We start from the raw sequence: 15174 nt of genomic DNA, 5'->3' as shown, positions 1-15174 counted from the left end.
TTCCACCTTGACGCGCTGCCAACATTGAGCGTGACGTCGGCAGCTGATTACTGCCAGGAGCACAAACCGTGGGCGCATCTCAAGCGGCATCGTTGTGGTTGTACCAGACCCAAAAAATTGTGTCATCTTTGCGCCTAGCGTTGCTGTTCCGAACGAGTAGTTGCACCTATCGTTGACAACTCGCTCGATCTCCTTTCAATCAGGAATTGGGCACATGTCGACAACCTTAGCCAGGTTTTCACTTGTGAAGGAGGGGCCGCACAGATGAAATTAGTAATTCAGATTCCGTGTCTTAATGAAGAACACTCGCTTCCGACAGCGCTTGCTCATTTACCGCGCGTCGTTCCGGGGTTCGATAAGGTCGAATGGTTGGTGATCAATGATGGCAGCACTGATGCTACTGTCGAAGTCGCGCGAACGAGCGGCGTTGATCACATCGTTGATTTTAAGACGAACAGGGGTTTGGCGCGTGCGTTTCGAGCTGGCATCGAGCGCGCGCTCATCGAAGGTGCCGACGTTATCGTCAACACGGACGCCGACAATCAATATAACGCCGCCGATATTCCTGAACTGGTTCGACCGATCATTGAAGGACGCGCTGACTTTGTTGTAGGCAGCCGCCCTATCGCCAGCATCGAGCACTTTTCGCCTGTCAAGAAGCTGTTGCAGCATCTCGGCAGTTGGGTGGTGCGCTTTACGTCGGGTGCGGACGTAGCGGACGCGCCGAGCGGCTTCAGAGCTTTCTCACGCGAAGCTTCGATGCGGCTAAATGTGTTCGATTCCTACACATATACCCTCGAATCCATCATCCAAGCCGGTCGGTCCGGGGCGCGCATAACCTCTGTCCCGATCCGAGTGAACGGCGAAACACGGCCATCGCGGCTCGTCCGCAGCATTCCACGCTACGTTTTGAGATCGAGCCTTTCTATTGCCCGCTCGATGTTGGTCTACCGACCGGGCCTGTCCTTCTTCCTCCTGGGTCTTCTACCTTTTATCGCCGGGACCTTTTTGAGCGTCAGGTGGCTCGCCTTCTATCTTGACGGGTCCACACGCTCCCACGTACCAAGCCTCGTATTTGCAGCAGTTGCTTTGATTGCCGCTTTCCTCTGCTGGCTTTGCGCGATCATTGGCGAGCTGAATGGGATCAATCGCAAGCTCAGCGAAGACGTTCAGTTCCAGTTGCGCTGTATTCGCTTCGGAGTAGGCTTCAGTGAACAGAGTGACAAGCATGCATCCTGAGGGTTTCGCGGAGTCGATCGGTGCTTTGGTCCTACCGGAAATTCCCAAAATCTTAACGCTGCTCGACCGAACTGCCGTTAGCCCGACCTACGGCTGTTTCGATCGGACGTACTGGCACTACCGAATGATCGATTTCCCATGCGGAATGTCGCAGGAGTTTGTACTGCCGCTTGCGCTCGTTTGGTCGATGCAGCAGCTACCGGAAAATCCCTATTACGCTAGCGCCGAAATCAGGGAATTAATCGTCGCCGGCATGCGTTTTGCGGCGCGGTCATCGCACCCGGATGGTTCTTGCGACGACTACTACCCTTTCGAGCGTGCCGCCGGTGCAGCGGCATTTTCTCTGTTCGCCATTCTTCGCAGTGCCGAGATCCTTGCGCTCCCACCTGAGCCTGAGCTCGACAATTTCATGATGCGTCGGGCCCGCTGGCTGGCCGAGCATGTCGAAAGCGGTAGGCTGTCCAATCATGAAGCCCTGATCGTCGCCTGCCTGGAGAGTGCCGAACGGCGGTTTCCCGGACAAGGCTTTGACGCGTTCATGCACCAGCGCCTGAAGCGTCTTCTTTCTTGGCAAGATACCGAAGGCTGGTTCGACGAATATGGCGGCGCCGACCTCGGCTACCTTTCACTAACGATCGGCCTGCTTGCCGACCTTGATCGCCGACGCCCGGATTTGGCGTTGCGTCAGCCGCTTGCCACAGCAATCAACTTCCTGGCTCACTTTGTCCACCCGGACGGCACGGTAGGCGGCGAGTACTCCAGCCGCTCGACCCTGAATTTCTTTCCGTTCGGATTTGAAATTGCAGCATCGTGGAGCCCAATGGCGCAGGCTATCAGCCAGCAAGTGATGCGCCCATTGGTAGAACAAAGGACGCCCTGTTATTCTGACGACAGGATCATCGGACATCACTTGTGGGCTTGGCTTCTGACACTCCAAAACAACTGTTTGGACCCATGTGATGCTGCACCATTGCCATCCGGGGAAAAGTGGTTTCCGGCTTGTCAGTTGTTCGTCGATCGTCAGGGCGAGAACATGATGGTTGCAGCCCTCGGGCGTGGCGGGGTCTACAAGTATTTCTCAGGCGGTCAGCTTGCCGTCAGCGATACCGGTGTTACCCTTCGCCGCAAGTCCGATGGCAAAACGGCGGTGACACATCTTGGCGGAGCTGCGGCCATTGTTGCTGAAGGGTCGGTGGTTACAAGCGGACCGATGACCTTTGCCAAGAGCGCGCTACTCACCCCCTTCAAAAACGTCATCCTTCGTCTTCTCATGATAAGCCTTGGACGTTTCTTCCCTGATCTTGTTCGTCGGTCGCTGCAGAAGCTCTTGGTCACGGGCAAGAATGAAGCGCCCTTTCGCTTCGAGAGGCGCTTCGAAAGATCAAAGAGCGGTTGGACAGTCCATGACACGATCGCAAGCGACGCGGGATGGAGCGACGTTGGCCTCGTCGGAATCTCCGGTCACCAGACGTCGATCACTACCATCATGGCGCGAGTCTATCAAAAGGATCAGCTTGCGCCATTCATTTCACTGAACGACGCGCTCGCAGGTCTTGGACCCAATAATCCACTAACATTCGAGCGCCGTATGGATGCGAAATGAAAAAGTTGGTGGGACTGATCGTCAGCGCTGGCATTCTTGCGCTGCTTTACACTTTTATAGATATCCGCAGTATATGGGCGGCCGCACAGCAAACCCGCCCTGCTTGGCTAATCGCTGGTCTGGCTTTTACTGGACTGCTGACACTTCTCACTTCTTGGCGCTTTACGATCATCGTCAGCGGAACACACCTGGGCTTTTTGGAAGCGAACAGGCTAATTTTGGCGGCCAGCACTCTCAATATGATTTTGCCCTCGAAGCTCGGCGATCTTGCAAAAGCGCACGTCTTGTCACGCCGTCATGGCATGAAAGCGAGCCTTTCGCTTGCGATAGTCGTTCTCGAGAAGGCCGTCGACATGATGTCTCTACTGTTTTGGGGCATCTTCGGCATCATCTTCGTAGGAGCAACGCAGCCGACGATGCTTTGGCTGTTGTTGCCAGTTTCGAGCGCGGCACTAGCGATCGCCGTGTTGATCGCACCTTGGCCCGTTTTGCCGTTTGTGTTGCGCTCACTCGGTGGCGTTCTACCTACAAGGTTCACACTTGCCTTGGAGGCTTTTGCGGCGAGTTGGCACGAAATGTTGCACTGGTTCTGGCTCGGTAAGGTCAGAGCGTCTCGTGTGTTGTTTCTTTCTCTTGTCATCTGGGGCGCCCATCTTTTTCAATTCTGGCTATTTTGCCAAGCAGTGGATGCACACGTTCCCCTACTCGCAAATGCCGCATTCGCCACACTGTCTATTTTGGTTGGGCTGCTACCGTTAACCTTCGCTGGCGTGGGCACGCGAGATACAGCAATCGTATTCTTCTATGCGCCTTACCTGGTACCGCAGCAGGCTGCCCTCCTCGGTGTTCTTGCAACGCTGCGCTATGTCATCCCAGCAATCGCTGGTGCCCCGTTCATTGCTGATTTTGCAGGATTGACGGATCGCAATATGAAAGCCGCCCCTGTCAGGGAAGATCGGTGATGGATGACGAAGCGCGCCAAACGACTGGGACTGGCGTTTGGTCAGCGATCGCAGTCTTTGTTCGCGACCGGGTATCGGGGGCACGCAATGAGCGCTTGTGGCGTACACTTGCAATCAGTCTCGGACTTATCTCCGCCTGTTCGTTCGCAATAAAGGTCTACTCCTTTCCGACCGATGCGATCAGTGATGACGCAAGGATGTTTCTCTCGTGGATGGGACAGTGGGAGAACGACGGACTACTGCGAGGCGATTTCGTTGCTGATTACTGGAGGGCTGTCAGCCCGTGGGCTTATTCTGCGCTGTTTCGAGCCGCGTGGGCTTTCGGAATCTCGCCAGTCGCCTTCGCCAAGTTATTTCCCACGCTGATTTTCGTCCCTATTTCCTTCTACACATTCCGCTTTATCCGGGCTGTTGGTGGTCAACCCATTGTTGGGTTTCTGGTGACGGCGGCCGTCCTCCACTATCTGGCGCGAGCCAACCTTATCGTCACCAGCACGCCGCGCGCCCTGTGGCCTGTGTTACTTCTGATGATGCTTGATGGTCTGGCTCGCAAGCGGATCTGGCAAACGGCAATCGCACAGCTTCTCCTGACTGGAGCATACCCGCAGATGGCGATCACCACTGCGACACTGGTCGGCCTAACGCTTCTTTCATTTGCGCCTCTTCCTCGCCTGAAGCTCGATCGGCTCACTTTACTGCTTGTCGCATCGAGCGCGCTGGCAACAATCTGCGGAATAGCTCCATTCCTGCTGAGTAGCGGTTCTTACTCGCCGAGCTTTACGCTGGCGGAAGCGATGCAGATCCCGACTTTTGGCCCTAGTGGCAGGGGTGCGATCTTTCCGGCAGAAATGGACTACAACTTTCTCTGCGGATCAAGGCTAAGCTTCATTGTCGACTGCGAGGGTGGTGCAATCCTTAAACCGAGCCTCGAAATACTGGCAGCGTTCGGCGGATCGATGATCCTGTTTTATAGAACGTTGCGGCCATCGGGGGAGCGACTGCTTTCGTCGCAACTTCCTCTTCTACTGGCACTGGCTTCGCTCGGTTGGTTTTTCATAGCCGGCATCGTGCTGTTTCGCCTTCACCTACCCAACCGCTACACCGCCGCAATGGAACTGCTGATTTACATAACCGCTCTACCACTTTTGCTTGAATGGCTGTTCCGCATGCCGTTCTTTCAAATCGAAAAGCAAAGCAAGAGTAGGCAGACTATTCTATCCGGATCCGCGATGGCGTTGCTCGTCGTATGCGCAGTAGGCGCGGCCGATGTAAGAGTGGGGCTGAAGAAACCTAATCAGGAGTTTATCGCCGCTCTTCGCGCTCTGCCGGACGACGCTGTAATCGGTGGGTTCGTGGAGGAGCTTGATTTTTCGCCCGTACTGACGAACCGCTCCACGCTTTTCAGCCGAGAGCTATCGATAGCTTACCAGAAAGGGTACTTCCTACCGATACTAGCAAGGATGGAAGCGGTTAAAGACATTGTCCTCGCGACGGAACATGCCGTGTTAGTCGATCGGATTATCCAGCTTCAGATGACACACATGGTTGTTCGTCAGGCGGACATGGCCACGGTTCGTATCCCAGAAGGATTTCGCGGCTTCTTTGCAGAAGATCAACTTATAAAGCAAGAGGAGACAGCGGAGGCTGCTGGTGCGATCCTACCTAAACTGGTGGCAAACTGTACGGCTGGTATCTATGGCGGAATTGCCCTCGTTCCTACCGCATGCCTGCTCTCTAATAAAAGTGCTGACTAGGCTGGTCGTTGAGTAACCACACGGGCCGTGGCGGTCGCAGCACGACACTCGACCAGCTTGGCCCTCTGCTCGGCTGAGCCGTCAACGGCTGCCGCAGCGATTCCAGCCGCGCGCCCAATCGCCGCAACCCTCGCAGCTCCTTTCCGTGACGATGACCGTGTCCTCCAGCTTAATGAAGCCCAAGCGCGGATGCTGCCAGGTGGTTTCTATCGACAGAACCATGCCCTTTTCCAGTGCCTGGTCACGGTGAGGCGCGAGATAGGGGATTGGTCCATCAGCGAGAAGGCGCGGTGCTTCGTGCGCGATCAAGCCCATACCATGCGCCACGAAGCTTAGACGCCCTTCCCTGCTGACAGACGTCAGCCGGTGTGTCGCAGCAAAAATATCTCCGCCTACGGCGCCGTTTTTAATCGGTACGCGGGCAGCATGCTGAATTTCATCAACGACGGCAAGCGCGTCCTCTAGCTCGGCCGAAGGATCGCCGAGAATGCCCATGCGACAGAGATCACCGATATAACCATGATAATTGCCGCCGGAGTCGAGCGAGACGATGTCGCCTTCCTTCAGTCGCTGATCTGATGGGGCGCGGTTTAGGCTGGCACCGGCAGTGATTAGGCAGTATTCGAACAGCAAGCCCCGCTGGACTTCCTCTTGACGCAAGATTTCGACGATCTCGTGCTTCGTCTGGCCGGGCTGCATGCGGGAAAATGTTACCAACATGGCGCCGACCACGCCTTCCGAAGCAAAGCGCAGGTCGCCAAGCTCGTGATCCGTCTTGACCGCACGCATCGCCTCTAGGACTTCTACACAGTCTGAGATGGTCGTATCCGGGAGGCCAGCCCGCAGGATTTCAAAGGCATCGGCCGGAAGGAAGCCTAGTTCGGCTCCGACGGCCGACACTGGAACACCCGATGCCGCGATCTGCTCGAGCGCGTGCTCCATCGCATCGACCGACCCCCGCGCCCTCAGGTCCAGCACCGTTGGCCACAGCTTCCCCAGATCGCGCTCGAAACCTTCATTCGGGTTGCCGATATAAGCAGTCAGGTCCGGGCGGCTCTTCGGGTAGATCAGGACCGGCAGGTAGCGGCTCAGACCGACCGCGTCCATGTAGTCGAACATGAAGAAGCGATAACCACCAAGCAGGTACTGGACGTTATGCTTCGAGGTGACGACGAGGAGATCAAGTCCTCGTTCCTCCATCAACCGGTCCAGCAGTTGCGCGTTGAAAGGTGGCGTCGCCACCTTCTTTAAGCCACTCATCAGCTCCTCCAATTCCCCGCAATGCTTCGACGTGACTAGCGGCTAGCGCACGCGCGCAAGCTGCAAGCGTCAGAGCTGACGAAACGTGTCCGCCAGCCGCGCTGGGTTGGGGTTGTCGCCGGCAACAACCAGCGTACGAGCGCCAACCGTCGCCGCTGCCCCAGCATTGGAAGCCAGAGTTCGACCGTGTTAGTCCCGCCAATTCTAGCAATCTCAACGTCGAGGACCCTCGCACCGGTGGCAATACCCCATTTATCTAATACCGACCGACCTATTTAACGGTCTCGCAAAGAACTGCTGCCGTTGCCCGCACAAGCAACTATTGACATACAGTACCTCATTCGAGAAGCATGTCGCATGAAAGTTGAGAGACGATCCGATGAAGGCGTTGGTTTACCTAGGCAAAGCTGGCATGGCCTATCAGGATGTGGCGGAGCCCCAAGCAGGGTTCGGTGAGGTAATCCTGAAGGTCGAAGCCTGTGGTATCTGCGGCTCCGACATGCACGGTTACCACGGATATGACGCTCGGCGCGTGCCTCCGATGATCATGGGTCATGAAATGTCAGGAATCGTCGAAACCGGTGCAATGGCCGGCCGGAGGGTTACAGTCAATCCGCTACTGACCTGTGGCACATGCACGGAATGCCTTTCCGGCGCGCCACAGCTTTGCGAGGAGCAGCGTAATATCGGCCTGCCGCCGCACCCCGGGGCATTTTCCGACCGGGTTGTAGTGCCAGAAGCCAATCTCGTGCAGATCCCTGACCACATGGATTTTGGAACGGCGGCGTTGTCCGAACCAGTTGCGGTCTCGTATCACGCGGTGCAGATCGGCATAAAAAGCCTGCGCCGACCACTATCGGCCGCCAAGGTGGTGGTGCTCGGCGGCGGCGCGATCGGCCTGGCCACTGCCCTTGTGGCGATCTCCCAAGGCGCCGAAGCTGTGATGCTGGGAGAACCCAGCGCCCGACGACGCGCAACAGCTTCGAGAGCCAGTAACGCTATTGTCGCCTATGATCCGGACGGGCCGGAGGCTCCAGCCGCGGCCTCCATCGATCTGATCTTCGACGCGGTCGGCGCAATGGCGACCCGTGAGGCTTCCTTCAAGATGGCGCGCCGCGGCGCAACTATCGTTCATCTTGGTTTGCTGCCCGGTGCAGAAGGCGTGGACGTGCGCCGGTTGACGCTCGGCGAGATCGCCTTCGTCGGTTCCTACTGCTATTCGATGGCCGATTTTCGGGAAACAGTCGCGCTCCTTGGGTCCGGCCGGCTTGGAGCGTTAAAATGGGTCGAAACACGGTCGATGACTGATGGAGCCGACGCATTCTCCGACATCGACCGGGGAGATGTTGATGCCGCGAAAATCGTGCTGATCAACTGACGTTACCTCCAGCTGTCGCTGATCCGATCCAGGCGCCCGGCTCTTTGGCTCGGCCATCAGTGAATCCCTGAGTCTTGAGGACTAGGGCCGAGGCTGAAGCAGCGACCTTACAGCCACGAAAACGTCAATGGTCTGTCTGATTCTTCGAGGAAAGGGTTTGAGATAGGTTGGCAGGCCACTCAGTGGCAACTGCAACCCGTAGAGTGCATAGTCCGTCTTATTTAGTGACACCACGAAATGTTGGTTCTGGTTCGGATATTGACGTGATCGTTTCGTTTCGTCCAGGTAGAGATCTGTGTTGGGCCCAAACCGCAGTGGACGAGTATGCAGCTTCCAATCAAGGCAATTCTGGTCTTCCACACGGCGGCACGCACCGGCAGTATTTCGCGCGCCGCTGCAGAGCTGAGTGTTACGCCATCCGCCGTCAGCCAGCAGATCCATGTCCTTGAAGTTCAGCTCGGTGTCAGTCTTCTGGCGAAGGCAGGCCGCGGCATTGCGCTGACGGAGGCCGGCGAACGCTATTTCTCTATGATCGCGGACCAGATCGAGCATATTGAGGAGGCCACTGGCACGATCCGCGGCTTTCGCTCAGTTGAGACCCTGACCATCCGTGCCACGCCGACGCTTTCCAACAAATGGCTGCTGCCGCGGCTGGGTGATTTTCTCGACCGTCATCCCGATATGGAAATTCGTCTGGACGGCACGAATGAACCGACCGACTTCAACCAGGAACTGGTCGATCTAGAGTTACGCCATGGGGACGGCCGCTGGCCGGGTCTCTTTGTTGAGGGGATCGCCGAAGAACAGTTTTACCCCGTCTGCTCTCCTGACTATGCGGAAGCCGGCAGCCAAGCGCCAGAAGATCTGCTGAAGCGGCGCCTTATCCATTCAGCCAAATCGCAGGCGCAGTGGACGACCTGGTTTCCGCTGGCCGGGATCACGCCGCAAGAACGCTGGCGCAGGGTGCTTTTCGATCGCAGCCATATGGCGATCGATGCTGCCGTGCGCGGCATGGGGATTGCGCTCGAAAGCACGCTGATGATGGGCGAGGAATTGAAAAGCGGACGGCTTGTCTGCCCAGTCGCCTCACCCCCAGTGGTCCGGATCGTGACGCAGTGGATCGTCTGCCCCCGCGATCATCTGCGCCAGAAGAAGGTGCGACTGTTTCTTGATTGGCTGCGGGCCGAGCGGGAAACGTGGCAATTGGCGCATCCGCTCGGTGCCATGACAGGCTAAGCTTTCCGTTCGCTCAGTAGAGACCCAGAAGCCGGATCGGCGTCAAGGTCAGCTGCGGGAAGAGCACGAGCGCAAGGATAGCGGTCACGAGGATCGACATCGGCGCGAGCGAGCCCTTAATGACGTCTTCGATCGACATCTTCGCAACCTGCGCCACGGCGAAGAGACATACACCCACCGGCGGCGTGACCAGACCCAACGTCAGCGTAACGACCATGACGATCAAGAAATGGATGGGATCGACACCAATCGAAACCGCCGGGGGTAGAAGCACAGGTATCAGGATGAACATCGCGGCGATGGCATCCATGAACATGCCAACCACGATCAGGAACAGGAAGATCAACACCAGCGCCATGGTTGGTCCCGTGCTGATCGCATTTAGGAACATCGCGACCTGCGCCGGCAGGCCGTCGTAAGTGAACACCCAGGCCGCAAGCTTGGCGGTCGCTGCGATGAATAGGATCGTGCCGGATGTGCGCGCGGTTTCGACGAAGAGCCCCGGCAGGTCACGTACCGAAATCGTCCGGTACAGCACAACCGACAGGAACAGCGTGTAGAGGACGGCGATGCCGGCTGCTTCCGTGGGCGTGAAATAGCCGCCGACGATGCCGGCCATCAGGATGACGGGGGTCAGCATGGGCAGGATTGCCGCAATGCCGGTCGTTACGATCTGGCGCAGGTTGAAGGGCGTCGGAGGATTGTACCCGTGGCGCACCGCATAGATGTGGTTGAAGACCATCAGCATCAACGCGATGAACAGGCCCGGGATCAGGCCGGCCACCAGCAAGGTGCCGATCGAGGCATTGGCGATGGAGCCCGCGATCACGATCAGGATCGAGGGTGGGATGATTGACGACAGCGTCGAGCTGCACAGCGTCATGCCGACCGCATAACCCTTGGGGAAACCGTGGCGCTCCATGGCCTTGATCTCGATCGCGCCAATCGAGGCGATGTCTGCCACAGAAGAACCGGAGACGCCGCCGAAGATGACGGAGGATGCGACATTGACATGGCCGAGGCCGCCCGGCAGCCAGCCGACAATGGCTTCGGCGAAGTCGAACAGCTTTTCGGCGACGCGACCGCGCTCCATCAGAACGCCAACAAGGATGAACAGCGGCACGGCGACCAGCAGGAACGAGTTCATGGCGGAGAACATGCTCTGCGCCAGAAGATCGATCGGCGTCGAGGTGAACAGCAGGATGGCAGCAACGCTGGCAAGCCCAAGCGCGACGGCCAGAGGAACGCCGAAAGCACTCATGACTAGGAAGATGGCTAGAAGAACGAGGCTCATGACTGCTTCTCCGAATTCTGTGTCGCACTTTGCGCGAGGAGGAGTTCATGCATGCCTTGCGAGAACTCCGGAAGCTCGATCAGGTCGCGACGGGTTCTCAGCGATTCCACGATGGCAAGAACGCCAAGGATAGAACTGAGCGGCATGATCGTGCCGATCATCCACATCGGAACGGCAAGCGTAGCCGCCGTCTCGTTCATCATCAGCTGCTGCTGCACGAGGTGATAGCCGGTCCACCCGGTCAGGATGAAGAAGATCACCGAACTCACCACATAGATAGGCAAAGACAGTCGGCGGATGAAACGCGGCATCATGGCGATCAGGACGGTGACGCGTGCGGTTTCAACCGTTCTGAAACCGGCCGCAAGACCGAGGAAAATCATCCACACGAACAGGTAGCGGGTGGCTTCTTCGGTCCACGAAACAGGGAAACCAAGAATGCGGCTGGAAACCTGAAGCAGGACGACCAGCAAAACGCCGAAGACGGCAATACCGGCTGCAAAATCGGTCGTGACCTTGAGGGCCCTGCCGAACACAGATGGGCTTTTGGACATGGCATGTTCTCCTGTCCGGATCGACCATGCGGCCGATCCGGTGGGTGCGTGCGGATCAGTTCTTGCCGACGGCAGCAACAGTCTTGTCGAAGAATGCCTGGTCCTTCACCAAACCGGCAAACACCGGGAACAACCCCTTCGAGACTGCGACGAAAGCCTTCTGCTGTTCCGGCGTCAGCCGGTTGACCTGCATGCCGCGCGTCTGCAGCTCGGCAATCGTGCTTTCAGCTGTTGCCGCGTCGTTTGCAACCTTCCAGGCTTCCGCTTCCTTGCCGGCTTCCTCGATCGCCTTCTTGTGCGCCGCACTCAGGCCTTCGAATTTGGCCGGGTTGATCCCAAGCACCCAACCGTCGGCCATATGGTTTGTGATCGACGCATATTTCTGCACTTCGAAGAACTTGGCACTGAGCGGCACGTTGATCGGGTTTTCCTGACCGTCGACGACCTTCAGCTGCAGGGCGTTATAGACCTCGGCAAATGCCATCGGGGTTGGAGCCGCACCCATCTTCTTGAAGAATTCGACCCATAGCGGGTTGTTCGGAACGCGGAACTTCAGGCCGACCAGATCTTCCGGCTTTTCGATCGGGCGCTTCGAGTTGGTCATCTGGCGGAAAGGCCGCGGCCAGAGATTGATGCCCTTGATGCCGATCTTGCCCAGATCGGTGATGAGTTCCTGCCCCTGCTCGCCCGAGAGATAGGTGCGAAGCTGCGCCTCGTCGTCAAACAGATAGGGAATGGAGATGGCCGAGAATTTCGGGTTGAAGTTTGCATAGAGCGATGTTGCCAAGACCAGCATGTCCAGCGAGCCGCCGGACAACTGCTTAACGGCAGCAGAAGGATCGCCACCATAAAGGGTCCCGTTCGGGAACACCTTGATGGTCAGTTCGCCACTGGTCTTGGCCGACACCAGTTCGGCGAATTTGTTGGCGGCAACGGTAATTTCGGATGTATCCGGATCGGGCGTCGACAAGGTCAGTGTCGCGGCCTGCGCGAACGATGCGGTGAGCATGGTGGCTGCAGCCAGCAGGCTGCGAACTGTGAAGTGTTTCATTTTCATTCCTCCCATTTGATAGTCACGACGATAGATCAGGCGGAGCTGCCTCCACCCGCATTCATGCGTTGCAGTTCGAGAATGACGCCGCTGTGGTCGAGTTCTCCGTCACCATGATCCACCATGGCCTCGAAAAGCCGGTCAACCTCCTCGCTGACCGGAAGCGTCAATCCACGGCTTCGAGCAAAACCCAATGCCGTCGATGTATCCTTCACCTGATATTTCGCCGGACCGCCAGGCGTGAAATTGCCCTCTACCATGCGTAACCCATGCTGGCGAAAGACGGTTGAATCGGCGAACCCGCCGAGCAATGCCTCGCGAACACGGGCCGGGTCCGCGCCGCCGCTCCGTGCCAATGTCAGGGCCTCGGCAACCGCACAGATCGTCGAGGCGACGATCAGCTGGTTGGCGAGTTTCGTCAGAGCGCCGCTGCCTGACGGGCCCACATGCGTGACGCGGCCAAGGCAGGAAAACAGCGGGCGAAGGCGATCAACGATGGCTTCATCTCCACCCGCCATGATCGCAAGCGTTCCATCCCTGGCGCCCTTCTCCCCGCCCGAAACCGGAGCGTCGAGACAGGCGATACCACGATCACCACAAGCCTTTGCCAAGACAATCGCCGTTTCGACCGGGATCGAGCTCATCACAGCTAAGATCGATCCGGGCCGCATCGCCGCGATGACACCGTCATCGATCAGCACCGTTTCGCAGACCGGGCCGGAGCTCAGCATGCAGATCACCACATCGGCGCCCGCCACCGCATCGACCGCGCCGTTGGCAGGCACAACGCCCCGAGCGTGCAGCGCCGATGCCTTGTCCGATGTCCGGTTCCAGGCCGTGACCGTGTAACCGGCCTCCGCCAGGCGGCCAGCCATGGGTGCGCCCATGATGCCGGTGCCGATGACCGCGATCGTGGTGGTGTTCATCTGTCCATCCTCGCCACTCACAGATATTGCCGTGTCGAGAAGCGCACCGGGCGCTCTTCGACGATCAGCGGCGGGAAAGCATCCCGGAAACGCGCCAGATGGGGCGTCTCCAGATGGGCATCGAAAACCAAGCGGCTGTCATAGACTTCGTAGAAGACAACCGTGTCGTCCGAGCCTTCCGGGCAGATGACGTCGAACTGCCGGCAGCCCGGTTCGTCGGCCACGGAATGTTTGGCGTCGTCCTGCGCCGCCTCCAGGAAAGCCGGCAGATTGCACGGCTTCACCTGGAATTCCGCAATCACGACGAAAGCTTGGCGGCTCATGGGACTGTCCACGCTCACTCCGCAGCGATCTTGACCGGGCGGAAGCGATCTTCCATTTCCCGGCGCAGCTTCACCACATCGAGATCATTGACGATTTCGACATCGTCAAAGGAGACGATCTGGTCTTTCTTGATCGGCCGCTTGAGCTTGACGTTGTGTGCAAGACCGATTGGCAGCGCCTTAAGATCAAGGCTTCGGTTTGCCGGGATGGCATTGGCCCAGACGGCGTAGCCGCCCTCGCCATCCAGCATTTCGCCAGGCTGCATATCCTTCTTGGCAGTCGCCACGGCATCGCCGCGGAACTCCTTGGAGCAGCCGGTCGGCTCGTTGCGCAGCACGGCCGACAGGACGCTGATCGAAGTCTCGAGGCCGATAATATGGAACGGACGCCACATCGAGGCATACCAGCCGGACGGATCTGTCAGCAGTCCGTATTGCTTGAAGCAAGCGCGGGCATATTCATTATGCGCCTTGAACGTGACGAAGACGCCGTAGCGGATGTTGTTGAAGACTTCGCGGCCATCCGGCTCCTGGCTGGCCGCGATATCGACCAGGCCCGAGCGCGCCATGCGGCCGCCATCGGAGACCGGGCGGAACACGCGCGCCAGGTCGTGCAAACCCGCCGGCGGGAAAGCCAGGCCGTCATCCGGGCAATCGAGCCCAGTTCCGTTGGCAACGGCTGCCATTTCGATCGCCGCCTTGGTGCCGTCAGTAAACGAATTGTAGAGTTTCGGATTGAGGTTGTCGGCGGCCACCTGTTCTTCGGTCCAGCCGAACAGTCCCCAGACCGTATCCGGTGTCGAATAGCGATAGCGCGGCTCGAAATTCATGCCCTTTCCGGCAGAAGTGATCTCAAAGCCGGTCGCACGCGCCCAGTCGACAAGTTCGCAGATCAGCGCTGGCTGGTCGCCATAGGCCATCGAATAGATCAGGCCCTTGGCACGAGCCTTTTCCGCCAGGATCGGTCCGACCATGACGTCGGCTTCGACGTTTACCATGACCACGTGTTTGTTGCTCTCGATAGCACCCAGCGCATGACGGGTTCCGGCAATCGGATGGCCCGTCGCCTCGATAACGCATTCGATCTCGCCGCAGTCGAACATCGCTTGGACATCATCGGTGACAAATGTCGTGCCGTTCTTGATGGCATCCCCGCAGCTGGTAGCGGCATAGCGCTCTTTCTGCCAGCCGACACGGCTCATCGATTCCTTTGCCTTGCCGACATCGAGATCAACGACGGCAACGAGGTGAAGGCCCAGGATCTTCTGGGCCTGTGCCATGACCATAGAGCCAAACTTGCCGGCCCCGATCAGGCCGACCCTGACAGGACGTCCATCGGCGGCACGAAGCGAAAGCAGTGAGTAGAGATTCATTTCAAAATCCTCGGCTGGGGAATACCGTTCTGGAGAGCCCGGCCGGAGCGATCATCAGCCACACGCACTTCCCGGATGTCAGGCACAGATGTGCCTCCGTGAATACGGTTGCGCCGATGATAGTGTCTCCTCCCGAGGAACGCGGCAATGTAGCCTGCGCCTCCTAGCCGCCTCCCACAACGGCTATAAGAAGAGTGTAGGTTGGATAAGAAATTAGCTCA

At 58.1% G+C, this 15174-nt stretch carries 13 protein-coding genes; 6 read left to right on the top strand and 7 right to left on the bottom strand.

The window, feature by feature from the left end:
• Positions 1-264 precede the first annotated feature (264 nt).
• The 4 genes from IFT66_RS08360 to IFT66_RS08345 are packed head-to-tail and all read left to right on the top strand — an operon-like array spanning position 265 to position 5558.
• Entirely contained in the window at positions 265-1239 is a 975-nt protein-coding gene (locus IFT66_RS08360) for a glycosyltransferase family 2 protein (RefSeq protein WP_113166020.1), read from the top strand.
• Positions 1229-2842, top strand: a complete 1614-nt coding sequence (locus tag IFT66_RS08355; protein ID WP_192077315.1) for a hypothetical protein — start codon at positions 1229-1231, stop codon at positions 2840-2842. Before IFT66_RS08360 ends, IFT66_RS08355 begins: the two co-directional genes overlap by 11 nt.
• Entirely contained in the window at positions 2839-3804 is a 966-nt protein-coding gene (locus IFT66_RS08350; protein ID WP_192077314.1) for a lysylphosphatidylglycerol synthase transmembrane domain-containing protein, read from the top strand. Before IFT66_RS08355 ends, IFT66_RS08350 begins: the two co-directional genes overlap by 4 nt.
• Positions 3804-5558, top strand: coding sequence for a hypothetical protein (locus IFT66_RS08345; RefSeq protein ID WP_192077313.1), 1755 nt, complete (start codon positions 3804-3806; stop codon positions 5556-5558). Before IFT66_RS08350 ends, IFT66_RS08345 begins: the two co-directional genes overlap by 1 nt.
• Before the next feature lie 81 nt (positions 5559-5639).
• Here IFT66_RS08345 and IFT66_RS08340 read toward each other — a convergent pair whose 3' ends face one another.
• The gene (locus IFT66_RS08340; protein ID WP_249406402.1) at positions 5640-6830 is read right to left on the bottom strand and encodes a M24 family metallopeptidase; all 1191 of its coding nucleotides are present in this window, start codon (positions 6828-6830) and stop codon (positions 5640-5642) included.
• A gap of 367 nt (positions 6831-7197) precedes the next feature.
• Here IFT66_RS08340 and IFT66_RS08335 point away from each other — a divergent pair, with 367 nt between their 5' ends.
• Positions 7198-8196, top strand: coding sequence for a zinc-dependent alcohol dehydrogenase (locus tag IFT66_RS08335; RefSeq protein ID WP_192077312.1), 999 nt, complete (start codon positions 7198-7200; stop codon positions 8194-8196).
• A gap of 324 nt (positions 8197-8520) precedes the next feature.
• On the top strand, positions 8521-9432 hold the full coding sequence (locus IFT66_RS08330) for a LysR substrate-binding domain-containing protein (RefSeq protein ID WP_192077311.1): 912 nt from the start codon (positions 8521-8523) through the stop codon (positions 9430-9432).
• Between the two features lie 13 nt (positions 9433-9445).
• Here IFT66_RS08330 and IFT66_RS08325 read toward each other — a convergent pair whose 3' ends face one another.
• The 6 genes from IFT66_RS08325 to IFT66_RS08300 are packed head-to-tail and all read right to left on the bottom strand — an operon-like array spanning position 9446 to position 14953.
• Positions 9446-10726, bottom strand: coding sequence for a TRAP transporter large permease (locus IFT66_RS08325; RefSeq protein ID WP_192077310.1), 1281 nt, complete (start codon positions 10724-10726; stop codon positions 9446-9448).
• A complete protein-coding gene (locus tag IFT66_RS08320; RefSeq protein ID WP_192077309.1) occupies positions 10723-11280 on the bottom strand; it encodes a TRAP transporter small permease in 558 nt (185 codons plus the stop codon). The genes IFT66_RS08325 and IFT66_RS08320 overlap by 4 nt, the downstream gene beginning before the upstream one ends.
• Positions 11281-11335: 55 nt before the next feature.
• On the bottom strand, positions 11336-12331 hold the full coding sequence (locus IFT66_RS08315) for a DctP family TRAP transporter solute-binding subunit (protein ID WP_192077308.1): 996 nt from the start codon (positions 12329-12331) through the stop codon (positions 11336-11338).
• A 35-nt stretch (positions 12332-12366) separates the two neighbouring features.
• Positions 12367-13257, bottom strand: a complete 891-nt coding sequence (locus tag IFT66_RS08310; RefSeq protein WP_192077307.1) for an NAD(P)-dependent oxidoreductase — start codon at positions 13255-13257, stop codon at positions 12367-12369.
• Positions 13258-13274: 17 nt separating this feature from the next.
• Entirely contained in the window at positions 13275-13580 is a 306-nt protein-coding gene (locus IFT66_RS08305) for a putative quinol monooxygenase (protein WP_192077306.1), read from the bottom strand.
• Between the two features lie 14 nt (positions 13581-13594).
• Positions 13595-14953 (bottom strand): NAD(P)H-dependent oxidoreductase, encoded by a 1359-nt coding sequence (locus IFT66_RS08300; RefSeq protein WP_192077305.1) that lies wholly within the window; start codon positions 14951-14953, stop codon positions 13595-13597.
• Between the last annotated feature and the right edge of the window lie 221 nt (positions 14954-15174).

Source organism: Rhizobium sp. CFBP 13726 (assembly GCF_014841925.1).
Lineage (GTDB): Bacteria > Pseudomonadota > Alphaproteobacteria > Rhizobiales > Rhizobiaceae > Neorhizobium > Neorhizobium soli.
The sequence above is the reverse complement of the archived record's forward strand: the minus strand, read 5'-3'. Positions and strand labels throughout refer to the sequence as shown.

What these genes read in the sequence shown, in the direction of transcription:
- IFT66_RS08355 (WP_192077315.1), top strand. Translation starts at nt 1,229, where the DNA reads ATGCATCCTGAGGGTTTCGCGGAGTCGATCGGTGCTTTGGTCCTACCG.
- IFT66_RS08350 (WP_192077314.1), top strand. Translation starts at nt 2,839, where the DNA reads ATGAAAAAGTTGGTGGGACTGATCGTCAGCGCTGGCATTCTTGCGCTG.
- IFT66_RS08330 (WP_192077311.1), top strand. Translation starts at nt 8,521, where the DNA reads ATGCAGCTTCCAATCAAGGCAATTCTGGTCTTCCACACGGCGGCACGC.
- IFT66_RS08360 (WP_113166020.1), top strand. Translation starts at nt 265, where the DNA reads ATGAAATTAGTAATTCAGATTCCGTGTCTTAATGAAGAACACTCGCTT.
- IFT66_RS08320 (WP_192077309.1), bottom strand. Translation starts at nt 11,280, where the DNA reads ATGTCCAAAAGCCCATCTGTGTTCGGCAGGGCCCTCAAGGTCACGACC.
- IFT66_RS08325 (WP_192077310.1), bottom strand. Translation starts at nt 10,726, where the DNA reads ATGAGCCTCGTTCTTCTAGCCATCTTCCTAGTCATGAGTGCTTTCGGC.
- IFT66_RS08305 (WP_192077306.1), bottom strand. Translation starts at nt 13,580, where the DNA reads ATGAGCCGCCAAGCTTTCGTCGTGATTGCGGAATTCCAGGTGAAGCCG.
- IFT66_RS08335 (WP_192077312.1), top strand. Translation starts at nt 7,198, where the DNA reads ATGAAGGCGTTGGTTTACCTAGGCAAAGCTGGCATGGCCTATCAGGAT.
- IFT66_RS08300 (WP_192077305.1), bottom strand. Translation starts at nt 14,953, where the DNA reads ATGAATCTCTACTCACTGCTTTCGCTTCGTGCCGCCGATGGACGTCCT.
- IFT66_RS08345 (WP_192077313.1), top strand. Translation starts at nt 3,804, where the DNA reads ATGGATGACGAAGCGCGCCAAACGACTGGGACTGGCGTTTGGTCAGCG.
- IFT66_RS08315 (WP_192077308.1), bottom strand. Translation starts at nt 12,331, where the DNA reads ATGAAACACTTCACAGTTCGCAGCCTGCTGGCTGCAGCCACCATGCTC.
- IFT66_RS08310 (WP_192077307.1), bottom strand. Translation starts at nt 13,257, where the DNA reads ATGAACACCACCACGATCGCGGTCATCGGCACCGGCATCATGGGCGCA.